18 protein-coding genes and 1 tRNA gene are annotated in these 25156 nt (G+C 50.1%); 15 read left to right on the forward strand and 4 right to left on the reverse strand.

Annotated elements, in window-relative coordinates; translation table 11 throughout:
- Positions 1-290 precede the first annotated feature (290 nt).
- From JUF22_RS09250 to JUF22_RS09300, 11 genes are all read left to right on the forward strand, one after another.
- Positions 291-2687, forward strand: a complete 2397-nt coding sequence (locus tag JUF22_RS09250; protein ID WP_203645867.1) for a MucBP domain-containing protein — start codon at positions 291-293, stop codon at positions 2685-2687.
- A gap of 331 nt (positions 2688-3018) precedes the next feature.
- Complete coding sequence (locus tag JUF22_RS09255) at positions 3019-3522, forward strand: VanZ family protein (protein WP_203645869.1); 504 nt, start codon at positions 3019-3021, stop codon at positions 3520-3522.
- Between the two features lie 19 nt (positions 3523-3541).
- Positions 3542-3829, forward strand: coding sequence for a heavy metal-binding domain-containing protein (locus JUF22_RS09260; RefSeq protein WP_373306111.1), 288 nt, complete (start codon positions 3542-3544; stop codon positions 3827-3829).
- 52 nt (positions 3830-3881) lie between these two features.
- Positions 3882-3965: transfer RNA gene (locus tag JUF22_RS09265), tRNA-Leu, on the forward strand.
- A 258-nt stretch (positions 3966-4223) separates the two neighbouring features.
- Positions 4224-5915 (forward strand): arginine--tRNA ligase, encoded by a 1692-nt coding sequence (gene argS / locus JUF22_RS09270; RefSeq protein WP_203645874.1) that lies wholly within the window; start codon positions 4224-4226, stop codon positions 5913-5915.
- A 622-nt stretch (positions 5916-6537) separates the two neighbouring features.
- Positions 6538-7776: an arginine deiminase gene (gene arcA, locus JUF22_RS09275; protein WP_125763242.1), complete on the forward strand. Its 1239-nt coding sequence runs from the start codon at positions 6538-6540 to the stop codon at positions 7774-7776.
- A gap of 37 nt (positions 7777-7813) precedes the next feature.
- Positions 7814-8845, forward strand: a complete 1032-nt coding sequence (gene argF / locus JUF22_RS09280; protein WP_203637196.1) for an ornithine carbamoyltransferase — start codon at positions 7814-7816, stop codon at positions 8843-8845.
- Between the two features lie 74 nt (positions 8846-8919).
- The gene (gene arcD, locus JUF22_RS09285) at positions 8920-10332 is read left to right on the forward strand and encodes an arginine-ornithine antiporter (RefSeq protein ID WP_203645876.1); all 1413 of its coding nucleotides are present in this window, start codon (positions 8920-8922) and stop codon (positions 10330-10332) included.
- Positions 10333-10344: 12 nt separating this feature from the next.
- Positions 10345-11451, forward strand: coding sequence for an aminotransferase (locus tag JUF22_RS09290; protein WP_203645877.1), 1107 nt, complete (start codon positions 10345-10347; stop codon positions 11449-11451).
- 22 nt (positions 11452-11473) lie between these two features.
- A complete protein-coding gene (gene arcC, locus JUF22_RS09295) occupies positions 11474-12418 on the forward strand; it encodes a carbamate kinase (RefSeq protein WP_125763234.1) in 945 nt (314 codons plus the stop codon).
- Positions 12419-12526: 108 nt separating this feature from the next.
- The gene (locus JUF22_RS09300; protein ID WP_236000754.1) at positions 12527-13210 is read left to right on the forward strand and encodes a Crp/Fnr family transcriptional regulator; all 684 of its coding nucleotides are present in this window, start codon (positions 12527-12529) and stop codon (positions 13208-13210) included.
- A 98-nt stretch (positions 13211-13308) separates the two neighbouring features.
- Here JUF22_RS09300 and arcD (JUF22_RS09305) read toward each other — a convergent pair whose 3' ends face one another.
- A complete protein-coding gene (arcD, locus tag JUF22_RS09305) occupies positions 13309-14772 on the reverse strand; it encodes an arginine-ornithine antiporter (RefSeq protein ID WP_373306113.1) in 1464 nt (487 codons plus the stop codon).
- A 140-nt stretch (positions 14773-14912) separates the two neighbouring features.
- On the reverse strand, positions 14913-15626 hold the full coding sequence (locus JUF22_RS09310; protein ID WP_203645881.1) for a B3/B4 domain-containing protein: 714 nt from the start codon (positions 15624-15626) through the stop codon (positions 14913-14915).
- Positions 15627-15907: 281 nt separating this feature from the next.
- On the opposite strand from JUF22_RS09310, the gene argR reads away from it, so the two are divergent.
- The gene (argR, locus tag JUF22_RS09315; protein ID WP_203645883.1) at positions 15908-16381 is read left to right on the forward strand and encodes an arginine repressor; all 474 of its coding nucleotides are present in this window, start codon (positions 15908-15910) and stop codon (positions 16379-16381) included.
- 103 nt (positions 16382-16484) lie between these two features.
- Positions 16485-18989: an excinuclease ABC subunit UvrA gene (locus tag JUF22_RS09320; RefSeq protein WP_203645884.1), complete on the forward strand. Its 2505-nt coding sequence runs from the start codon at positions 16485-16487 to the stop codon at positions 18987-18989.
- Positions 18990-19042: 53 nt separating this feature from the next.
- On the opposite strand, the gene JUF22_RS09325 is transcribed toward JUF22_RS09320, so the two are convergent.
- Positions 19043-19279, reverse strand: a complete 237-nt coding sequence (locus tag JUF22_RS09325; protein WP_125763224.1) for a hypothetical protein — start codon at positions 19277-19279, stop codon at positions 19043-19045.
- A 68-nt stretch (positions 19280-19347) separates the two neighbouring features.
- Positions 19348-20757, reverse strand: a complete 1410-nt coding sequence (locus JUF22_RS09330; protein WP_203645893.1) for a C69 family dipeptidase — start codon at positions 20755-20757, stop codon at positions 19348-19350.
- A 1142-nt stretch (positions 20758-21899) separates the two neighbouring features.
- On the opposite strand from JUF22_RS09330, the gene JUF22_RS09335 reads away from it, so the two are divergent.
- Positions 21900-22598, forward strand: coding sequence for a Crp/Fnr family transcriptional regulator (locus JUF22_RS09335; RefSeq protein WP_203645895.1), 699 nt, complete (start codon positions 21900-21902; stop codon positions 22596-22598).
- A gap of 146 nt (positions 22599-22744) precedes the next feature.
- Positions 22745-24628: an asparagine synthase (glutamine-hydrolyzing) gene (gene asnB, locus JUF22_RS09340; protein ID WP_203645897.1), complete on the forward strand. Its 1884-nt coding sequence runs from the start codon at positions 22745-22747 to the stop codon at positions 24626-24628.
- The last annotated feature ends 528 nt before the right edge of the window (positions 24629-25156 follow it).

The following is a 25156-nucleotide window of genomic DNA, read 5'->3' on the forward strand; positions in this document are numbered from 1 at the left end:
AGTTTGATTGAATATAACGGCTAGTTTATGCTGAGAATGAAACACGACAACATTGGTTTTTCCCCTATACGGTTTACCTTGATATTTACGTAGGATACGTTACAATGTGGGTGTAGAGTTGTTTATCCACATTAGCAGATATGTGAGGAAATGGTTTGGCACCTTTCTCAAAGCAATGGGGTAGATAACCAGAACAGTTTGCGGATGCTGTTCGGGGATTCATGGATAAGATGTGCTTACTAGGGAAGGGCAACTGCTGAGAAGCAGAAACTACAAGGAGGTAGCGAACCATGAAACACGCAGTGATCGGTGAAGCTAAGGAACATTACAAGGCTTATAAGGCAGGCAAACAGTGGATTTACGCTTGTATCACAGTTGTTGCTGTCGGTTTGGGCTTGGCGGGGGCCAACGTTGGTACGGCGCAAGCGGCAACAACTCCAGAAGCTGAACCAGCTGCGAGTCAAGTGGTTGAGACACCAGCGGCGGAAACGCCAGCGGACGACGTGACGGTTCCTGAGAAGCAAAACGAGGAACCGGCGGGTGACAAGCCAGTTGTTCAAGAACCGGTGGATAAAGATGATGTCGAAAATGAAAACGATTCCAACGATGACGTGAATATGCCCAAGACTGACGTGAAGGATGACGTCAAGGCGGGTGAAGAAACTAATGGACAAACGGAACAGGAGAAACCTGCTACTGGGGAGCAGGACGTTAAGACACCTGGGACAACGGTGACTGATCCGACAACGACTGAACCAGATAAGGTTGTAAAGACGGATGACACACATGTTGCTGTCACCCCAAACGATTCCATTAAGCCCGCGACACCGCCAGTACAAAAAAAGATGTTTATGATGGCTCGGGCGGCGGTTGCACCGGTAATCACTCGTTGGCCTAATACCTTGCCGATTGTTCACGTTGACTATACCGCGGAATGGTGGGACAACGTTAACGGGAAAAATGCTGCTGAATGGATGCCAGATGCGAACTTGCGGCAAGCAATTGAGGGGTCAATTAATCAAGCATACAGTCTATATGGAGACTATTTAGTAACTGACGAAAACTTATGGACGTTTGCTGGGTTTGATGGTAATGATTATTACAGCCATGGTGTCGATATTTATAACAGTCAAATTAAGGGGCCAATTGCGACTCTTGAAGGATTGCAGTACTTTACGAACCTGAGACAAATTGAATTGAGCGATGCAGTCCCGCTATCAGGAATGATTGATTTCTCATTCGCCCCTAATTTAAATAACTTCAGAATCTATAACGAGAGCCACACACCTGCAGGTTGGAATGTGTCAGCCGACTATGTTCTGTCGCACTTCTTTAGCAAAAATCAGAACCTACAATACCTTTGGTTGAATAATCTTAACCTTACGGGAAGTTTCCCAGACACGTCTAACAACCCAAACCTTTATTATATTAGTTTGGATGACAATCAGCTCACGGGGAGCATCCCTGATTTAAGTAATTTACGTGATTTAATGGAAGTCAATATTGATAATAATCAGATGAGCGGTCAATTGCCGGATATGACTAATTGGACGATTGATGCCTTACATGCAGGAGGGAATCGTTTTAGCGGGGAATTACCAGATATTAGTATGTTGGGTGCTTTGGACTATTCTAATAATATGATTTCTACTGGGATTACGCCGGGGTCTTATACTGGATTCGTCGTAAGTAGCGGACAAAGTCTGGTCAATAAACACTACACATTAACCAACGGAAATAATAGTTTCGATCCCACCCAAGGAACCTTCTCTAAATTTATCAATTTCTCAACGGGTGAAACTGACAATAACGTTCAGTTAGAACCTGGAACCTTTAAGAACGGTAATATCGTTGTGTACTCCACTGAAGGTACTGAAGGAGTCACGGACCATAATGCCTGGGCGGCGGATAAGGTTGATGCCTCTGACTGGTTTACCATTAAGGCCAATCCAGACAACCCAATGGGATTCCTGTTGGTTGCTAAGCCTGGTGTTAAGACTGGAAACTACGTGATTAAGGTTGTTACAAAAGGTGGAAGTAGCCGGGACACGAGTGCCTGGATTGATTTCTCTGTAACCAATAAGATGACGAATACGGTAACGCCAGTGACACCTAATACGCCGGAACCAGATGCTAAGACCGGGACGATTACGGTTATCAGTGTCAGTGATAAGGGTAAAGTGCTTAAGACCCAAACGATTGCAGGTAACATTGGGGACACCTTCAACATCGACGCCCCAAGTATCGCCGGCTACAAGGTCACGGGCAACGCGACCGCCACCGGGACCTACACGGCGGACGGACAGACGATTACCTTCACCTACACGAGTGATGGCACCGTCCAAAACGGCGGGGACGCCGCCACGATTGACGACACGACGCCAACTGACAAGGTGACGGCCAAGACCACCAAGGGTGGCGCAGCCGATACGCTGACGGGGACTAAACAGGGGACCAAACAAACCCAGCAAGCCGCCAGTCAGAAGCAAGCACCAGTGACGACGCTCAAGGCCAGTGGTCAAGCGGCCACGGTCACCCCAACGGCAACGCCAGCCACTGACAAGCAGGTCAACAAGACCGTCTTACCACAAACGAATGAAAGCAATGGAAACTACGTCTTAGCCGGCATTGCCACCTTGATTGGTGCGCTGGGTCTCGCCGGCCTCAAGTTAAGAAAACGTGGGTAAGTCTCTATAGTCAAAAATGGTATCGCTTTCAAATGAAAGCACTGGCCGTTAAGCCGGTGCTTTTTGGTATGCAGGCACAACGAATTGGGCACTGGTAAGTTAGATAAACGGTTAAACGGCCGTGAAATAGGCCTGAGTAACGCCACTAACAGTTAACTGTGATATTTTAGACTTGTTCCTAATCCTGATGGGGACGGTAATATAAGGCCACCGGCGGTAGGATTGACCGTTGGTGGTTTTGTTTCGGCCAAATTTTGACACGAAATGGGGGATACCCATTGTTCCCGTCGCAATGACCCGGTATACTGGGATTATTGAGGAGGCCTGGTCGATGGGACGTTGGATACCCTACATAGTTGTGAGTCTCATTTGGCTGGCCCTTAGTTGGCACGCCGCGGCGCAGCACCACTACCGGCGCCTGCTTTGGTGGCTGGGGTGCTGGGGCTTAGCGACACTGACCTGGACCCCCGTGGCGTTTTCGTTTGGTAGCGACACGGTGGGCCAGGTCACCACGCACTGGATTGCTGGGGGCATCTGGGTTCTCCGGCCGTTCGAGCGGGCCAGCATGGACACGTCCTTTTGGTTAAATATCGTCATGACGATGCCCCAGGGGATGTTGCTGGGCCTGAATTGGCCGCGTTTGCGTTGGCCGCAGTGGCTGTTAGCGGGACTAGCGACTGGCTTGACCCTGGAAACGGGGCAGGCCATAGGCAATTGGCTGGTGAGTCTGGGCCGGTGGGTCGACATCAATGACGTGTTGACCAACTGTCTAGGCATCGTGTTAGGCGCCGGACTCATGTGGTGGGTGCGTCAACGCACTCAGGTTAGAAAATAAGGGGGAGATAAAAGTGTTTATGACAACTGGTGGGCTCAACCGGGCGCACGCGATTCAAGGAATCTTAACGGCGACGACGAGCACCATGCTCCGGTCGGAAAAACCGGATGAATTTTCATTGTTTGATAAATTATTCGATGAGGCCAAGCAAAAATTAATGCAGCAGGCCCAAGACACGGATGCCGATGGCTTGATCGAGGTTCGCTTCAATACCGAGGTCGTCCGCATGAGCGTGGCCCCGAAGTTTTTGGTCGTTCACGCCTATGGAACCGCAGTAAAATTTCCAAAATCAAAAAAAGTTGAATAAAGGGGTTCCCTTTTATACAACTTTAGTGTAATATATTATTTGTTGTTGAGTTGCCCCGATGGCGGAACTGGCAGACGCGCAGCGTTCAGGTCGCTGTTTGAGTGATCAAGTACAGGTTCGAATCCTGCTCGGGGCATCATGGATAACTTTTAAAAAGCAGTTCGCGAAAGCGAGCTGCTTTTTTGTCGTTCAAAAGCCTAATTCGGCCCCCTAGAGTCCAGTTCACTGGTTATTAGCATAATTATACGCCCCCTGGTAGAAGCGCGCTGAGGCACAACTAGCGGGCATTCAGCATAGGTGGTTTGCGACACAACACCTTTGACGCCCTAGGGAATTAGTGTACACTGAGATTAATCATCTTGATAATTTTTGAACTACAGGGAGGAATTTTCGTATGGACTATAAACAGAAGGTTATTACGGCATTGGCAAACGCTTTAGACGGCCAATTGTCGGCGGAAGAGATTGCGTTGAAGCTTGAAAAGCCCAAGACGTCTGATCTTGGGGACATGGCGTTTCCCACGTTTGCACTAGCTAAGCTCCTGCACCGGGCACCGCAACAGATTGCCCAAGATTTGGCCGAAAAGATTGATTCAAGTGACTTTGAACGTGTCGTGGTTGCCGGTCCATACTTGAATTTCTTCTTTGATAAGGGCCAATACAGTGCCGCAACGCTGGAAAATGTGTTGAATGCCGGCGCTGCTTACGGCCAAAACGATGATGGTAACGGTGGGAAGGTGCCCATCGACATGTCCTCACCAAACATTGCCAAGCCAATGTCCATGGGGCATTTACGGTCGACCGTGATTGGGAACTCGATTGCTGAGATTCTGACCAAGAACGGCTATGCACCCATCAAGGACAATCACTTAGGTGACTGGGGGACCCAATTTGGGAAGCTCATCACGGCCTACAAGTTGTGGGGGAACGAAGCCGACGTTAAGGCTGACCCCATTAACAAATTAGTTGAATATTATGTTCGCTTCCATAAAGAGGACGTGGACAAGCCTGAACTGGACGATGAAGCCCGTGAATGGTTCAGAAAGCTCGAAAATGGTGACCCTGAAGCGCACCGTCTTTGGAAATGGTTCCGGGAAGCTTCCTTGGAAGAGTTCAACGACGTTTACAAGAAGTTGGGTGTGACGTTTGATACCTACAACGGGGAAGCCTTCTACAACGATAAGCTGGAAGAGGTCGTTCAAATCTTAAAGGACAAGCACCTGTTGGTTGAATCACAAGGTGCCCAAGTCGTTGACCTCAGCAAGTATAACCTGAACCCAGCGCTGATTCTGAAGAGTGATGGGGCGTCCCTATACATCACCCGGGATATTGCGACTGCACTGTACCGTGACCGCGAATATGCACCAGCCAAGAACTTATACGTTGTTGGCTCGGAACAAACGTATTACTTCCAGCAGTTAAAGGCCGTTCTGTTAGAAATGGGCCTGAAGTCAGCGCCGAACCTGCAACACGTGCCATTTGGGCTGATCACCGTTGATGGGAAGAAGTTGTCTACCCGTTCCGGCCGAATCATTCTGTTGGCCAAGGTTTTGGAAGAATCCGTTGAGCTGGCTGAAAAGGAAATCAACGAGAAGAACCCTGATCTGGCAAACAAGTCGGCGGTCGCCCAACAAGTTGGGGTCGGCGCCATCGTCTTTGGTGATTTGAAGAATGAACGGACCAACAACATTGACTTCGTTCTGGCAGACCAACTGAAGTTCGAAGGGGAAACCGGTCCTTACGTGCAATACGCCCATGCCCGGGCCGAAAGCATTCTGCGGAAAGCTAAGGCAACTACGATCACGGCGGATGCCAACCAGGTCACCGATCCCGAAGCTTGGGATACGATCAAGGCCCTGGCAGACTTCCCAGCCATGGTCAAGATGGCCTGTGACGAGTTAGAGCCTTCCGTCATTGCCAAGTACGCCATTCGCTTATCCAAGACCTTCAACAAGTACTACGCGCACTCCAAGATTCTCGCGGATGATGCCGGCTTACCAGCCCGGTTGGCTTTGGTTAAGTCCGTCTCAATCGTCGTCAAGGAAAGCCTGCGCTTGTTGGGTGTCAAGGCACCGGACGAGATGTAGTCCGTCCCTAAATAGTAGAATTAACTTAGCAAAGAGCGTTCAAGTCCTCGTGACTTGAACGCTCTTTTACTAGTCGTAGGAGCTGACAAACGCTGAGAAAAGAGGCCCAGCGTTTGTTTGTGATTAAATTACTAGCAACAGGGGTGCCACGGCCGGTCTGGGACGTTTTACCTGAATAATACTCAGTTTATACATTATCTTTACAATGAAAAAGCCAAGGCCATTTTACAGGGAAAACGGACGGAAATTCCCGGAATCAGGAAAACCATGGAAGGGGCAACACGGCTGTGAACGACTCGCAAATATTTAGAAAGCCTTTAACAGCAACGTTATAAATCGAAAAAGATTGTCTTTTCGTCAATGACGTTGTCCCTGAAAAGTGATGCAAATAAATGATCTGCAAAAAAATGTAAGAAAAAGTCAAATTAATTTTATGTAAAAAAGTCTATTTTTACTAATTTTTACCAGTCAAAATGAATGAATAATGTATATTTTGGCCTGAATATACATTTCACTCTTAAAATGTGAAATTCTTCGCATTTTGAATGCTAACCATTTAATGTTAGCGGTTTCATTTCAAGATTATACTCTGTCTTGTAGTTAAGCAAGGGAGGAAATAATGATGACAACACCTATCCATGTAACATCTGAAATCGGTAAACTGAAAACGGTTATGCTGAAGCGTCCGGACGTTGAAGTAGAAAACTTCACGCCAGATATGATGTCACGGTTACTGTTTGATGACATTCCATATTTACCAATCGCCCAACAAGAACACGACAACTTCGCTAAGGTTCTTCGCGAAAACGGGACTGAAGTTCTGTACTTAGAAAAATTATCCGCCGAAGCCTTAGACGATGGTGGCGAAGAAGTTAAATTAAATTTCTTGCAACAGATGTTAACTGAAAGCGGCTACATGGCCGGCACGATTCATGATGTTCTGAAGGAATACTTACTTTCCCTCGACACACAAGCAATGGTTAACAAGATCATGGGTGGGGTTCGTAAAGACGAACTGGACTTCACACCTAGCGACCTGGTTAGTGCCGCTGAAGACAGCGACTACCCATTCTTTATGGACCCAATGCCTAACCTGTACTTCACTCGTGACCCAGCGGCTTCAATCGGGGATGGTTTAAGCATTAACCACATGACGTTCGCTGCTCGCCAACGCGAATCACTCTTTATGGAAACCATTATCAAGTACCATCACCGGTTTGCTAACAAGGGCTTGAACGTTTGGCGCGACCGGAACCACACCACCCGTATTGAAGGTGGGGACGAACTGGTTCTGTCCGATCACGTGATGGCCATCGGAGTTTCACAACGGACTTCTGCCAATGCCATTGAAGACATTGCCCGGAACCTGTTCAAGGACAGCAACTTTGATACTGTCATTGCTATCCGGATTCCACATAACCACGCAATGATGCATTTGGACACGGTGTTCACCATGATCAACACCGACCAATTCACGGTTCACCCAGGTATCTTAGGTGAAGGCGGTCACATCGACACCTGGACTATCACACCTGGTAAGGGCACTGAAGACTTACACCTCGAACACAAGACGGACTTGAAGCAAGTTCTGAAAGACGCCTTAGGTTTGGATGATTTAGACTTAATCCCAACCGGTAACGGTGACCCAATCGTCGCTGGCCGTGAACAATGGAATGATGGTTCTAACACCTTAGCCATTGCCCCTGGTGTCGTGGTTACCTACAACCGGAACTATGTTTCTAACGAATTACTTCGTAAGCATGGCTTAAAGGTTATTGACATTCTCTCAAGTGAATTATCCCGCGGTCGTGGGGGTCCTCGTTGCATGAGTATGCCATTGGTACGTGAAGACTTAAAGTAAACAATTAATTTTTAAAATTAGAGGAGATTGATTAATCATGGCACAAGATTTCAAGCAAAATGTCTTTCAAGGTCGCAGCGTTTTAGCTGAAAAGGACTTTACCGCAGAAGAACTCGAATACTTGATCGACTTCGGTTTACATTTGAAGGCTTTGAAGAAGGCCGGCGTTCCTCACCACTACTTGGAAGGCAAGAACATCGCCTTACTCTTTGAAAAGTCCTCAACTCGGACCCGTTCAGCATTCACCACTGCTGCTATCGACTTAGGTGCTCACCCAGAATACTTGGGCCAAAACGACATCCAATTAGGTAAGAAGGAATCAACTTCTGACACTGCCAAGGTCTTAGGCGGTATGTTCGATGGGATTGAATTCCGTGGGTTCAAGCAAAGCGATGCTGAAATCTTAGCTCGCGACTCAGGTGTGCCGGTTTGGAACGGTTTAACCGACGAATGGCACCCAACCCAAATGCTGGCTGACTTCATGACCGTTAAGGAAAACTTCGGTACCTTAAAGGGCTTGACCTTAACCTTCATGGGTGATGGCCGGAACAACGTTGCCAACTCTCTGCTGGTTACTGGTGCTATCTTAGGTGTCAACGTGCACATCGTTGCCCCTAAGGAACTGTTCCCAACTAAGGAAACCCAAGACTTGGCTCAAGGCTTTGCTAAGAAGTCTGGCGCTAAGCTGCTGGTTACCGACGACTTGGATGAAGGTTTAGCAGGTTCCAACGTGGTTTACACCGACGTTTGGGTATCCATGGGCGAAAGCAACTGGGAAGAACGGGTCAAGTTATTGAAGCCATACCAAGTTAACATGGCTGCTCTTAAGAAGACTGGTACCCCAGATGATCAACTCATCTTCCTGCACTGCTTACCAGCATTCCACAACACCGAAACCCAATACGGTCAAGATGTTGAAAAGAAGTACGGCATTACTGAAATGGAAGTTACTGAAGAAGTCTTCACTAGTAAGTATGGGCGTCAATTCGAAGAAGCTGAAAACCGGATGCACTCCATCAAAGCGATGATGGCCGCAACTTTAGGTAACTTGTTTATTCCTAAAGCTTAACGAGTGATTAAAGACGGGCTAATCAGAGCGATTAGTCCGTTTTTTATTGCAAACACGAGGAAAAGAGTGAGAATATGGATGAAAATAAAGGATTATCTCTGGGCGCGTTAACGGCGGCCGTCGTCACTAGTTCAATCGGTTCAGGGGTCTTTACCTTGACCAGTTCACTGGCTGGCGGCGCTGCACCTGGCCCCGTTTTGTTAGCGTGGTTAGTGGTTGGATTCGGGATTTTAATGTTAGCGTTGTCACTAAACAACTTATTGTTAAAGAAGCCCGACGCTGAAGGGATCCATGCCTATGCGCAAGAAGGATTCGGGAACTTTGCCGGGTTCGTGAGTGGCTGGGGTTACTGGCTGAGTGCTTGGCTGGGGAACGTGGCCTTTGCCACCGTCCTCATGAGTTCTCTGGGGTACTTCCTGCCAATGTTCAAGGGTGGCCAAAATGTGGCTTCCGTGATCTTGGCCAGTGTGGTTTCCTGGGTGCTGACGTTCATCGTTAACCGCGGGGTTGAATCCGCTGCGGCCGTGAACACGATTATTACGATTTGCAAATTGATTCCACTGTTTGCCTTCATCGTTGTCGGCATCTTCGTCTTCAAGGGTGGCATGTTCACCGCTCACTTCTGGACGAACGTGACCTCTGGCGTTGCCGGTGGTAGCGGTATCTGGACCCAATTTAAGTCTTGCTTAATGATCATGATGTGGGTCTTCGTTGGGGTTGAAGGGGCAAGTATGCTGTCTTCTCGTGCCAAGAGCAAGAACGATGCCGGCCGCGCAACCATCATCGGGATCATTTCCTTACTGGTTATCTACGTTTTGGCTTCCGTCTTACCTTATGGTTACCTGTCACAAAACGAATTAGCTAAAATCAACCAACCTGCCATGCTCTACATTTTCCAAGACATGGTCGGCAAATGGGGCGGGGCCTTCATCAGTGTTGGTTTAATCATTGCCATTTTAGGGGCATGGTTATCCTGGACGATGTTGCCAGCCGATACCACCATGTTAATGGCTGAAGAAAAACTCTTGCCTAGTTACTTTGGTAAGAAGAATAAAAACGGTGCACCAACGTTCTCACTGGTGCTGACTGCTGCCTTAATTCAAGTCTTCCTGTTAGTGCTGTTATTCTCTGAAGAAGCTTACAACTTCGCGCTTTCCCTGTGTACCGCCGCTATCGTGGTGTGCTACATTTTCGTGGGGATGTACCAAGTGAAATTCTCTGCGCAAAATAAAGATACGAAACAGATGTGGATCGGGATCTTTGCCTTAGCCTTCCAAGTTATTGCCATTACCTTAGCTGGGTTACATTTCCTGTTACTCTGCTGTATCGGTTACATTCCAGGGCTGTACTTCTACTACCGTGCCAAGAAAGAGTTCGATATTGATGATGGGAAGCTGACCAAAGCTGAAATCATCTACTCGACCTTAATCGTCATCGGTGCAATCGCTGGGGTCGTCCTGGTTGCAATGGGACTCATCACGATTTAGGAGGAACGGCACATGGATATCGATGGATTTGGTGTTGAGGAATGGTTGAACGTTCACGAACGCGAGGCGACCTATGATTTGGCCCAGAGCACGATCACGTCGTTTTCAATGAATGAACTGGTCAAACTGACCAAAGATAACACCTATGATGCATTAGACCAACAAAAAATGAATTACGGCTGGATCGAAGGCTCACCGACCTTTAAAAAAGAGGTCAGCAAGCTGTACGATCACGTTGATGCCGATAACATCCTGCAAACGAATGGGGCCACCGGGGCGAACTTGTTAGCGCTGTACGCCTTGATCAAACCGGGCGACCACGTCATCAGTGTTTACCCAAGTTACCAACAACTGTACGATATTCCGCGGTCACTGGGTGCGGACGTCAGCTTCTGGAAGTTACAGGAAAGTGAAAACTGGTATCCGGACATTGAAGAGCTGAAACGCTTGATTCGCCCTGACACCAAGATGATCTGTATCAACAACGCCAACAACCCGACCGGGACGATTCTGAACCGGGACTTCATGGAACAGGTCGTTGCCATTGCCCGTGAAGTGGGCGCCTACGTGCTGGTGGATGAGGTTTACCTGCCATTCGATGAAAGCGTTGACTTCGCGCCAATCGCGGACCTCTATGAAAAGGGGATTTCCACCAATTCGTTGTCAAAGACCTACTCGATGCCGGGTATCCGGGTCGGCTGGACGGCCACCAATGCCGAACTAGCCGAAACGTTCCGCAAGTACCGGGACTACACCATGATTTGTGCCGGGGTCTTCAGTGATCAGGCGGCTTGCCTGGTGCTCCAGAACCGCGACAAGGTGTTGGCTCGGAACCGTGAGATTGTTCAAAACAACCTGAAGATTTTCAAGGATTGGGTTGCCAAGACGCCTAATGTGAGTTGTGTCTTTCCGAATGGGGTCTCAACCTCATTTGTTAAGCTCGAAACCAAGACGTCTAGCCTGGAATTTTGTCAAAACTTACTTCGGGATACCGGTGTTCTGCTGGTTCCTGGGGAAGCCTTCGATGTGCCGGGTCACGCCCGCTTAGGGTACTGTGCCCCAACGGAAACGTTGAAGAAGGGCTTGGCTGTTTTAGCGGATTACTTGAATAAAGATTAAACAAAGACGAGGAGAATTGATTATGACAAAGCGTAAAATTGTTGTCGCACTTGGCGGTAACGCCATCTTATCAAAGGATGCTTCTTCGGAAGCCCAACAAGCTGCTCTGCGGACGACTGCAAAGTACTTGGTGAAGTTCGTTGAACAAGGGGATGACTTGATCATTTCCCACGGGAATGGTCCCCAAGTTGGGAACTTGTTGTTGCAACAGGCTGCTGGTAGTACTGAAAAGAACCCAGCAATGCCACTGGATACGGCCGTTGCCATGACGCAAGGGAGCATCGGTTACTGGATGCAAAACGCGTTGGACGAAGAACTGGCCGCAGCCGGGATCACCAAGGATGTTGCCACGGTGGTTACCCAAGTTGAGGTTGACCCTAAGGATGGCGCATTCACGTCACCAACTAAGCCAATCGGCCCCTTCTACAACCAAGCCGAAGCTGAAAAGTTACAAAAGGATCACCCGGAATACACCTACGTTGAAGATGCAGGCCGGGGTTACCGTCGCGTTGTGCCATCACCAAAGCCAATCGGTGTGAACGAATACCGGGTCGTGGACACCTTAGTTGGCGCCGGCGTCATTCCTATCTCCGTTGGGGGTGGTGGAGTTCCCGTTGTCCGTGAAGGCAACCGCCTCGTCGGTCGCGAAGCCGTTATCGACAAAGACTTTGCCTCAGAAAAATTAGCTGAATTGGTTCACGCCGACCTGCTGATCATCCTGACGGCCGTTGATAACATTTACGTGAACTTCAACAAGCCAGATCAAAAGAAGCTGGAACATGTCAGCATCCAAGAACTGGAAGACTACGAAAAGGATAACCAATTTGCCAAGGGGAGCATGCTACCTAAGGTCCAAGCCGCTGTCGACTTTGTTAAGAACAGCAGCCATGGCCAAGCGGTTGTGACCTCACTGGAAAATATCGGTGAATTCCTCGAAAACGGTCAAGGGACCATTATTTCTAAATAGTTAGCGCACGTCGGTGGTCAAACTAGAAATTTTTTGATCATCAGTGCTGATAATCCGCTCAAATTACGTTATGATGAAATAAGTCGTAATGCGTTTGGGAGGATTATTTTGATTATACGAAAGAATGAATATCCACAATATTTACAGCTTTTGAAAAAAAATCCCGAGTTTAAAGATTTTACCAGTGAAGAGTTTGCGGTGATCCAGGCAAAAATGCGGGTTCGCAGCTATCCCAAGGGTCAGTTGTTGTTCAATCAGGCCGATCCGCGCGCAAACTTCTATTTTTTGGCGAAAGGCTTGTTGAAGACTGAGCGAACCGATGAATCTGGGAATGAGTTTTTCTACGAATTCATCAATGAAACGAAGGGCTTTCCCTACCGGGGGATGTTCCACGACCATGACTATTCCTATTCGGTCACGGGTATGACGGCCACTGAAATCATTTCGATTCCCATGGCAGACTTCGAAAGTCTGTTACTGAAGAATAAGAAAATGATGCGAAACGTCATCCTGGAAATGGGCCAGATCATCAATGAAAACGAAAATCAGCTACAGTTAATGGTGAACTCCAGTGCCAGCAGTCGCGTGCGTAACGGGCTTAAGGTTCTCGGCCAGTCCATTGGTAAGCCGGGGGCTGACGGGACGCGCCTGATTCCCTATCCCATTACGTTGATTGAACTCTCCCAAATTTCTGGGACCACCCGCGAGACCGCCAGCCAGGTGGTCAAAGAACTGGTTGCCGGTGGGCAAATTACCTATGAGCGCAAGTATTTCACCTTATTGAATAATTAAAGCCATTATTGGCAACACAATTGTTGCTAGCAAAAAGCGCTGCCACATCAACCTTTAAACGGTTAATGTGACAGCGCTTTGTTTTATATTCGATTAGACTAGAGGCGAAGAGACCCATTGAAGAGGCTGATTAAGGCCAATACGGCACAGCCCAGGATGATGGCCATCCCGGCCCATTCCTTGTGGGAGAGCATTTTGCCGCCCTGGGTGCGGTGTTTACGCGCCATCAGGAAGAGGATGCTCCCGGGGATGTAGGCGATGGAACAGAAGATTAAATATTTGATTCCAGAGAAGTAGACGGCCGTGCTTTCGAAGAGCAGGGCGCCAATCCCAATCCACAACTGTAACTTGCTGCCAGCTTCCTGCCGGTGATGCCAGGAAAACTTGATTTGATAAGCCGCCACCAGAATGTAGCAGATGGTGATGGCAACGGTACACATCGAGTAGGCGATTTGGTAAGCGCGGTCCGTGAAGATTAAGGTTAAGAGGAAGAATTGAATCAGGGCACTACTGGTAATCAAGGAAATAGTTGCGGTGCCGTTTTTGTTCTTGCGACTGAAAATTTTGGGTAAGAGTTCTTGTCGGGACATTAAGCGAATCGTTTCTGCGGGGAGCATGGTCCAGGATAACCAGGAGCCCAGGGTTGAAATAATCAGACCTAAGCTGATCATCGCGCCACCCCAGGAGCCAACCATGTCCCTGAAAATGTAAACCATGGCGGGTTGCTTCATGGCGGCCAACGTTTGCCGGTCGAAGTAGCCGTAGGGGAGAACGGAAGCTAGGATGTAAATGACTACCAGGCCACACAGCCCAATCAACGTGGCCTTACCAGCATCGGATTTTTTATTTGCTCGGGAGGAGAGCATTGTGGCGCCCTCAATTCCGACGAAGACCCACATCATGATGATGAAGCAGCTCTTGATCTGTGACCCGATGGAACTGGGGGCGATGGCGCCCTGAACGTTGGACTGCACGTTACCCCAGAAGTTCACCGTGAAAATTTGGCCTTTGAACAGGATAATGGCAATCACGATGAAGACAAACAGGGGAATCAGCTTGCAGACGGTAATCAGAGAATTAATGACGGCGGCACTTTCAATCCCGTGATTGACCAGCAGCGTCAGTAACCAGAGGATAATACTGGTGACAATGACGGATGGAATCTTATTGCTGCTGTTAAACAGGGGGATGAAGTAGCCGACCGCGTTCATCATCACGGTGGCAAAGGCCACGTTACCCATCCAGGCAGAAATCCAGTAGCCCCAGCCACTAACGAATCCCGTGTATTTACCAAACCCCTCCTCGGCGTAAGAGAAGATGCCTTCGAGGTCGGGGCGTTTAGTAACGAGGTTGTTGAGTGAGAGGGCCAGCATCAGGGTTCCAAAACCCACGATTCCCCAGGCAATGAGGGCGGGTCCAGGTGAAGCAGCGACCGCCAAGTCAGAAGTTAGGGCGAAGATTCCCCCACCAATTGAAGAGGAGATAACGGTTGAGATTAGTGCAGTGAGGCCTAGTCCGTGACTCGGCCTGGCAGGGGATTCAGGTTCTGACAGCGTTGACATTTTCATAATAGAAACGATCCTTTCAGCCCGACGAGACTCTCGCCAGACTCCTATGGGGAATAAAGACACTTACGATAAATAATGCGCTTACATTTTCGTTGAAGCAGGTGCCGGATTGGCTGCCGGTCGTTGTGGACAGTCTAGTCGGCGAACGTGATGGTCGGGTGTTCCTTGGTGACCAACGTATAGGTCGTGTCCAACCCGAGGTAGTCCTTCAGCCGTTGTTGCAGGGCTTGGACGGCTTGGGCGTGATCGTCTTGTCGTTCAGGATTGACATTTTCCATGTAGAACAAGAGGTTCTTGGAGTCCTCGGTGGCTTCAACCCGGGCACTATCGCGCCAAGCCCAGCAACGAGAAATGACATCGTGGGCGTCATGGTAGATGACTTCGCCGGGCAGGGCGGTTTCAACCTCATCCTCACCGATTGGCCGGAAGGGTTCGCCACCTTGCGCGACCGTCAAGTGGATGTTGCCTTGAATCTGGTCCATATCCTCCGCCGCAACGGGGAAGGCCCATTCGAGCGAAACGGAATTGTAGATGTCCACAACCGGATTGATGTTACCAACGCCCTTACCGTTTTTGGCCCGCTTCAACAGGCTTTCAACGGCACAGCGCGCCCCTTTTTTCGTCTTGAATTGTTGAAAGGCGTTACGCCAGTCTTGAATCACGGCATTCTTACTGATGGGATCATTGGGAACCCAATGGTTGGCAGCCGTTTCATTGGCAGTCGATAAGAGTGTTGCCGGAACTTGACCGGTATCGTGGTTATCCACATTGTGCGCCGTTAAAAAAGCAATTTTAACTTCGGGAAAGATTTCCCAAAACGAGTCGTCAACAATAAATTTTTGTGACATCCTGAATGCCTCCTAAACATGAATAAATTACACTTCTAAGTATACAGTTTTTACCCGGCGGTACCAGTGATTTCGGCGATTTTTCCAAAATTTAATTTTTCTTTTCTACTACTATAATTCATTAAAAATGTTATTTAAAAATGAAGCCGTTTGGGTGGTAAATAATTTTGCGTTTACCCCCGTTTTTTGCTACAATGTGGCTAATCATTATGCATAAAAACCGGTAGTTTATACATTTATTTCTAGTGCAAGGTAACGTTTATACAATGGGGGCGGATTTAGTGAAAAAGAGCATGCGACAGGCACACATTGAACGATTAATTAATCAGTATCCAATTGGGACGCAAGAAGAACTAATGACCCGTTTGGAAGAGGTGGGCATTCAAGCCACCCAAACCACTATTTCCCGAGATATTCGGGAGATGCAGATCGTTAAATCACAGGATGGTCACGGTCATTTGCGCTACACCATTTTTAAGGCCGGCAATCGGAGTGAGGAAGAGCACCTGCGAGAAACCATCAACGAAGTCGTTGTTGGTATCACGCGGGTAGAATTTGTGAACGTGATCAAGACGCAACCCAGCAATGGGAATCTGCTGGCCGCCATTTTTGACGACCTCGACCTGCCGGAAATTACGGGGACCTTGGCGGGGCACGATACCATTTTCATTATTAGTCCGACTGAGGACGTGGCAAAAAAATTGCATGAGCAGATTTTAAAGGACGTCAATCCGGACATCATTAGTCATTTGTGAGTGTGAGGGTTGTGTGACAGCAATTGGTAAGTGGCTGAACCAACGGAATTCCGATGATAATGGTATAGTGAAATCAGAGTCCATTTTCAGAAAGGAGTTTTCCATGCCAACTAATTTACCAACACACATCAAGGTCCGCGGCGCCAAGGTCAACAATCTTAAGGACCTAGACGTCGACATCCCTTTGAACCAATTCGTCGCCATTACCGGGCGGAGTGGGTCCGGCAAGTCATCACTGGCGATGGGCGTGCTCTACGCAGAAGGGGCCCGGCGCTACTTGAATGCGCTCTCGACCTTTACGCGGCGACGCATCAACCAAATGGGAAAGGCCGCGGTCGAATCCGTGGAGTACCTGCCCTCGGCCTTAGCATTGCGGCAACGGCCGCAGGTGCCCGGGGTCCGTTCGACCGTCGGCACCATGTCCGAGAGCCTCAACATTTTACGGTTAGTCTTTTCTCGCCTGGGGTCGCCAGTTTGTCCCAACGGCCATCAGGTACCGTCCACACTGGCGGTTGCGGAAAATGATGGCTACGTGACCTGTCCGACCTGTGGCGTCACGTTCCGAGCACCTGGCGCGGAAGACTTTGCGTTTAACTCCGGTGGCGCTTGTCCCACCTGCGAGGGCCTCGGTGAGGTCCGGCAACTGGATGCGTCCCTGATTATTGGCAACGAGGATCAGACGCTGCAAGAGGGGGCCGTGGCTTCCTGGCATCTGCCCGGCCGAAACTTCATGCCCATCGTGGCCAACGCCATTGGCATTCCCATTGACGTGCCCTATAAGGACCTGAGCGACGCGGATAAACAGCGTGTGCTCCATGGAAAGAAACAGTTTGTGGCCATCGACATCCCCAGCAGCAAGGGAAAAATCTTCCACATGGACAAGGCCGTTTATGAAAACGCCTTTGCCGCGGTGGAGGACAGCATGGCCACCAGTAAGAATGAACGGACGATTGCCAAATTAAATAAATTTTACACGTTCGATACCTGCCCGACCTGTCACGGCACCCGGCTGAATCCGGCACTGCTCAAGCAGAAATTAGTCGGCAAGACTATCGCCGAAGTGTGCGACCTGCCCGTCAATGAGCTGCGGCAATTTGCTGGGACCATTGTGGACTGGTTGCCCGCTAAGATGCAGGGTATCGGCCAGAACCTGGTCGATGAATTACTGTTGAGCCTGCAGCCAATGGTGGATTTGGGCTTGGATTACCTCACCCTGAGTCGGCCCGGCGCTACCTTGTCGACCGGGGAACTCCAACGAATTCAACTGGGACGCACGCTGCGGAGTGCTACGACCGGCGTGCTCTACGTGTTGGACGAACCCTCCGTGGGGTTGCATCCCGCCAACGTCACCGGATTGATCAAAGCCTTCCGGGGGTTGGTGGCCCAAGGCAACTCCGTGGTCGTGGTTGACCATGATACGCGGATCATTGGCGCAGCCGATTACGTGATTGAAATTGGCCCCGGTGCCGGCAAAACGGGTGGGACCGTCGTTGACCAGGGGACCGTGGCCGAGGTCGCCCACAGTCAGCAGTCACTGATTGCGCCATTTCTAAACGGGACCGCGCAACTGCGGGAGCGGCCACAGCTCGATGACCAGGCACTCTGGCAAAAGGGCAGTCTGAGCCTCGAGGTGCAGCACCGGTTCAACATTGACGATGTTGCCGTGAAGTTCCCGAAGAACCGCTTGACCACGGTCACGGGGATGAGTGGGGCCGGCAAGACGACGTTGGTGCTCGACAGCCTGATTCCCGCCATTGAGGCGGACGTGGCCCATCGCACGTTGCCCAAGCACGTCACCCAGTTAGACCGTGCGGGCATTCGTCACGTGGTCAAGGTGGATTCCGTCCCCGTTGGCAAGAATGTGCGGTCGACGGTGGCCACCTATACCGATATTTTGGATCGGTTGCGGAAGCTGTTCGCGGCGACGCCAGCGGCGAAGGAGCAGGGATATACCAACAGTCGCTTCTCGTATAACGTTAAGGCGGGGGCTTGTCCCACGTGTAACGGGACCGGTCAGATTTCCCTCGATGTCCAGTATTTGCCAGACATCACGGAGGTTTGTCCCCAGTGCCACGGGCAACGCTACAATCCAGAAACGCTGGCCGTGACCTGGAATGGGTACAGCATTGCGGACATTTTAGACCTGTCCGTCGATGAGGCGTTACCGATCTTTGCGACGGAGAGTGGGATTGCACAAACCCTGCAGACGCTACATGACATGGGACTGGGCTACCTCCTGTTAGGGGAGAGCACGCCCGCGTTATCCGGGGGTGAGGCGCAGCGGTTGAAGCTGGTCTCGCGGATTGGCAAGCGTCAGACCGGGACGCTGTTTATCTTCGATGAACCCACGGTCGGCCTGCACCCGTTAGACATCCAACAGCTGGTCAAGGTCTTTGACCAATTGCTTCAGCAAGGCGCCACGGTCATTGCGATTGAACATGACCTGGACCTGATTGCCAACGCGGATTACGTGATTGACATGGGACCCGGTGGCGGTATCAATGGAGGCCACTTGGTCGCAACCGGTACACCCGCGGATATTAGTCAGGCGGCAGATAGTGTGACCGGTAAATATCTAAAGGATCAATTAAACTTATTTGAAAAATAGACCGCAAAAAAGCGCATCGCCAGAACTCTTGGCGGTGCGCTTATTTTAGCAAATTAAAGTTTTTTTGAAACGGTGTAACGTTTAGTCGTTGACGGTTCTGTTCGATCAGTCAACTGTTGTTCCGCCAAAAAGATATCGAACGATGGCTCCCCGTGTTCGCTCTTGACGACCAGGACGTGACCGGACTCATCATGCCGTTCCTGGTAAATCTGGGCCGTTTGCACGGCTTCGTGATAATCGTGAAAATTACCAATTGAATCTCCTGGGTTGAAAAGGACTACTTCATCCATCTAATCATTCCTTTCGAGGCTAGCTGCTAATTTCATTATAGCGCATTCCCTCTGAAAACGATACCAATTTACAAGCCGGCATCCATGGTAAAGGTCAGGGCTGAGAGGTCGGCGTTGGCCTGGACTAATTTGCCGGTCTGGACTTGAATGGCTTGGGCCAAGGCATCGGCCGTTTCGGCGTTGAACTGACCGAGCGAGGCGGCTGAGACGGTGGCCTGTTGGTCGCCTAAATGTAAGCGTTGGTAGCCAGCCGCTTGCGTTTCGTTAAGGAAGTTGGCAAGTAATTTCCGGTTTTGGTGGTAGTGGGCCTCACTCAAAACATCGAGCAACTTGTTGGCCCAGTAAGGGTTCTCCCCATTGTAGGCGGCGTTGTCCTCGCCATAGGCCAGACCCACTTGATCACCCTGTGCATAGAAAGGTAGGTAGGGACTGAAGGCGGGGTTGCCGAGACACTGCCAAACGACACCGGCCAGGACGGGCGCCACGTTGCGGCGAATCTGCAGAATGTGTGAGTTCTGGGTCCGTGACAGGCCGACCGCTCGGAATTGGTGCTTGGCCTCGTCACTACCGGAGCCCAACGGATCAAAGGGCGTTTCTTGGTAGTGGGAACCGAGAAATTCTTCAACGGCACCGACGCTGATCTTACGTTCGGCGTGCCGGATGAAGGGGAGATCTTGACTGCTGGGGTTTTCCAGGGCACTCGGGGTGAACAGCTTGTGGCCGTACCAGACCCGCGGTGTGTTGTAGTGGGCGTCGTCAATCGTTTGCGTGCCAAAGATGTGGCGGGAGTTGAAGCGATTGCCGTCGGGGTTCAAGCGATTTTCCTGAACAAATTGGCGGATACCAGGGGAGGTCAAGAAATTCTTGGTGTCAATGAAGTCGACGTCCTCGATGGCCAATTGGTTGGCCACCACGGCGTAGGCGTCATCGGGGATGCGCTGGGCGACCCAGTGATGTCCACTGACGATTTCCATGTACCAAACTTCTTCGGCATCACTGAAGAGGACCCCGTTGGTTTCGGCGGCCCCGTTTTCCGTGACCAGTTGGCCCAACCGTTGGATACCGGCCTGAGCGGAGTCGACGTAAGGCAGGACGACCGTTAACATGGCGTCTTCAGCGATACCGTCCGTGACCAGTGGATCAATGCCTAAGACGCGGCTATTGGTATAGGCGCTTTCAGTCGCGCTCATGGCCACGTTTTGATTGTTGATGCCGCTCTCTTCAAAGTAGCCCTCGCTAGGATCAGTGTCGGGCATGGCTGTGTAGTGGTAAGCCTGTTCCGGCAACGTCGTGGTAAACGCGTTACCTTTCGAAACAAAGTGGCGGTCGCGGTCCTCGTTAGCGGGATGGACGATGGCCCGTTTTGGCCAGATGGCCACGAAGTTATCTTCGTTGCGGGCAATCAGTGTGCTACCATCCAAGGTGGCGAGTTTACCGGCTAAAAATGAGGTGCAAGCCTGATGGGTATGACGGTTCATAATAATTCCTCCTCTTAGAGTATCGTTAAGCACACTATAACACACGCGTGGCGCGGGATAAACCGCTATCATTGTGAAAGAGATGGGGCATTTCGCCAAGAGTGAGGCGTCAGCCACCGGTAACCGCGGATAGTTTGATAGAATGGACTTAACATTGCCGTTGGTTTCGCCTCCGGGCTGGTGAAAACTGAGCCGGGACGCTGTGGGCGCGCGCCTGGAGCCAAAGAGCGGTCTCCAGACTTACTTTGAGCCTCTGAGATACGAGTCTCAAAGATAGCAGTTGCCTAAGCGGGAAACCCGCTAAGGTAACTCCCACGGCTGAGCTCATTTTCACCAGCCCTGCGGCTGACACTGGTTTAGCCCATGATCAAACGGATTATCAGCGGTTGCTGGTGGCTGACAGTGGGGGTAATCGATCCGTTCCCGGCGGCAGATTCAAAGTGCCCGGCTATGGGGTCGGTTACAGCCAAAGGACGGGCTTCCACCTCAACTTTGCGCCTGAGAAGCGGTCGCAAAGGTTGTCCCATGGGCTAGGCTGGAAAAGAACTCCAGCCAAGACCATCGACACAGCCGGGGTGGTTGATCTGCCTCTGGTCACTAACACTGTCCTCGCTGGCTCATTTTCACCAGCCCTGCGGCTGACACTGGTTAAGTCCATGATCAAACGGGTTATCATTGTTTGTCGGTGGCTGACAGGTTGGCAGTGGAGTGGTTGGGTAATTTGTCCGCGACGACTTATTCTCGCTAGATTTGCAGGTAACACACAGCGGGGCACGGTATTAGTAACTTTCGGTAATTTGTAATTGTGAGAATTAGCAATAATGCAGCATGTAAAGTATGGTGTCATTCCAGACCAGACGGATTGGCATTGGTCTAGTGAAAAATGGTGATCAATGTCAGTGACCAGAGGCGGGCCAAGGTGGCCAGCTGTGTCGGTGCTCTTAGCTGAGTGATTTTCTCAGGTTAGAGCACGGGACGACCTTGGAAACTCGCGGTTTTAGCGAGGTTTCAAGGCGAGGCGGAGGACCGCTCCACAGGCCGGAGCCGTTCCCAACAGCAGGGCACCTTGAAGCCCGCCGCCGGGAACGGAATCATCCGCCATTTTTCACTAGACCAATAGAAAAAATTAAGGAGATGCCGAAATGGTACATGAACATCATCATGAATCAATCGAACAAGAACTGGAATGTGTTTCCCAGGTGCCCATTTTTCAGCGCTTGTCGGCGGATCAACTGACGTCGGTGGCCCAGGTGACCCGGCCCGTCATGGCCAAAAAGGGCGGGACGGTATTTAGTACGGGGGAAGTTTCACAAACCCTGTACATCGTCAACGTGGGTCAGGTGCGGCTGTACCATTTGGGCGAGGACGGGCGCGAACAGGTCTTGCGGGTGCTGAATCCGGGAGACTTCATTGGTGAAATCGCGCTGTTTACGGATGAAATTCACAGTTCATACGCCGAAGCCACCAAGGACAGCGAACTGTGTACCATTTCGCGAGTCTCTCTGACGGCCTTGATCAAGCAGATGCCACCGCTGTCCATGGCCTTGCTGGGAGCGCTGGCGGACCGGCTGAAGACGGCGGAACGGCAGGCAACCTTGCTGGCCATTCCGGACGCGCTGCCACGGCTAGCCGGCTATTTACAAGAAATTAGCGGGCACCAATCCGGCGTCATTGATTTACCGATGAGCAAGCAGGACCTGGCCGCCTACCTGGGTATGACGCCAGAGTCCTTGAGCCGCAAGCTGCGACAGCTGGTCAAGGACGGCGTGATCGAGACAATTGGTCGTCGTCAGGTCAAAGTGATCAACACGGATCAATTGGCTGAAGTGGCGCCAGAGTAACCGGAGTTTTAGCTATCCATTAAGAATCCTTAATATTATGGTATTCCCGAAATAAATTTGCTAAAATGATGGGTGTTGTGTTTCATTTAATTTTTAATGAACGACTAAATTAGGCGATAAGAATAAAGGAAAAAGGGGATACGCACATGTGTGGATTCGTTGGCTATGTGAATCAAAAAGATGTTCCGACTAATACCATCAACAGTATGGCAGATCGGATTAAGCACCGGGGGCCGGATGACGAGGCTTTCTTCCACGACGAACAAGCCGTGATGGGGTTCCGCCGGCTGTCGATCATCGACTTAGCCCATGGTAAACAACCCATGTATAACCGGGATCAAACCAAGGTTTTGACCTTTAACGGTGAAATTTATAACTATCAAGAAATTCGGGCCGACTTACAAAAGTTGGGTTACGAATTCCAAACTGACGTGGACTCAGAAGTCTTGATCCACGGGTACGATGCTTGGGGTCCTAAGCTGTTGGACCGCCTGCGGGGGATGTACGCCTTCGCCATTTATGACAAGACGAAGAACGAAGTCTTTGGCGCACGGGACCACTTTGGTATCAAGCCAATGTACTACTACGATGACGGTGAGACCTTCCTGTGGGCCTCTGAAATTAAGGCGTTTCTCGAACACCCTAACTTCAAGAAGGAATTCAACGAAGCCCTCTTACCCATCCATTTGAGTTTTGAATTTATCCCATCACGGGACACGATGTTCAAGAACGTCTACAAGGTATTGCCTGGGCAATACTTCATTCACCATGCCAATGGCGAGACGGAAACGCACCGTTACTACAAGTTTAACTATGATCACATCGACAACAGTCAGACGGTTGAAGAGGATGCCAAGAAGATTCGCGGTATCGTTGATGAATCCGTTAAGACCCACATGATTGCCGACGTTGAAGTTGGGAGCTTCCTGTCCAGTGGGATTGATTCTTCCTACGTGTTGAACGAAGCTTCTAAATTAAAGCCAATCCAATCCTTCTCCTTAGGGTTCAAGAACTCTAAGTACAGTGAATTGAGCTGGTCAACCGAATTTGCCAAGGAAATCAAGCAAAAGAACACGCCACTCTACATGACGGGTGACGATTACTTTGACATTTTGCCAACGATTATGTACTACATGGATGAACCTTTATCCAACCCATCTGCGATGCAACTGTACTACCTGTCCAAGGGGACGCGTGAATCCGTTAAGGTGGCGCTGTCTGGTGAAGGGGCCGACGAATTCTTCGGTGGCTACAACACTTACTTGGAAGCTATTCCATTCGAACGTTACCAGAAGTGGGTGCCTAAGGGCATTCGGAAGATGCTGGGTGGCATCGCTGAAAAATTCCCTCGCTTCCATGGTCGGCGGTTCCTGGTCCGTGGGGCACAGCCATTGAGCGAACGCTACTACCGGGTCAACTACGTCTTCGATTACCATGACCGGAACAAGATTCTGAAGAACCCAAGTCTGAACCAAGATGCTGGGGCTTACACCAAGCACTTCTTCGATGACGTTAAGGGCCTGGATGAAATGACGCAGATGCAGTACTTTGATATCAACACCTGGTTACCTTATGACATTCTGCACAAGGCTGACCGGATGAGTATGGCGAACTCACTTGAAGTGCGGACACCATTGGTTGATAAGGAAGTTGCGAAGTTTGCCGCAACCATGCCAGTGAAGACGCGGATCCATACGGATGAGACCAAGGTTTCTCTGCGGGCCGCTGCCGAGGCTGAATTGCCAGAACGGGTGGCTAAGAAGGAAAAGATGGGCTTCCCATCTCCAATCGCTACCTGGATCAAGACGGAACCTTACAAGTCACGGATCATCGAAGCATTTAACTCCGACGTGGCCCAAAAGTTCTTTAACACGGACGCCCTGATGGATATCTTACACGAACACATCAACGGTAAGTCCAGCATGCAAAAGATCTTCACCATTTACACGTTTATCTTGTGGTACGAAGTTTACTTCCCAGAAGACACGACGGCTAAGACGGTGGACCTGGTTCACCGCACGCAAATTTAATTTAGAACGGCATAGCTTTTTGGCTGGCCGATAACGATCAAGGTTGCTATTGGACTCGTCCGCTAACAACCTTGATTGTGTTTACTTAGCTTTTTTCCGGTCCGGCAACTCGTTTGCCCCGGTCTGGTGAAAATGGACCGGAACGCTGTGGGCAGTTGCCGTTTCCGGCGGCGGATTCAAGATACCCTGCTGTGGGGTCGGTTCCAGCCGAAGGGCAGGCTTCCACCTCAACTTTGAGCCTGAAAAGCGGTCTCAAAGGTTGCCCCATGCTCTAAGCTGAGAAAAATCTCTCAGCTAAGACCATCGACACAGCTGGTCATCTTGATCCGCCTCTGGTCACTGAGACTGACCACGTTTGGTCCATTTTCACCAGCCCTGCGGCTGACACTAGTTGCGGACCGGGAATCGCCTGTAACACGGGTGTTCATGGCGGTAATTGTGAACACCCGTGGTGCTGGCTGGAATAATTATTGCCAGAAATTGTGTAATAAAATAAATAGTTGAACATTCAATGAGAGATATAAGTAC

Source organism: Levilactobacillus lanxiensis (genome assembly GCF_016861655.1).
Taxonomy (GTDB): domain Bacteria; phylum Bacillota; class Bacilli; order Lactobacillales; family Lactobacillaceae; genus Levilactobacillus; species Levilactobacillus lanxiensis.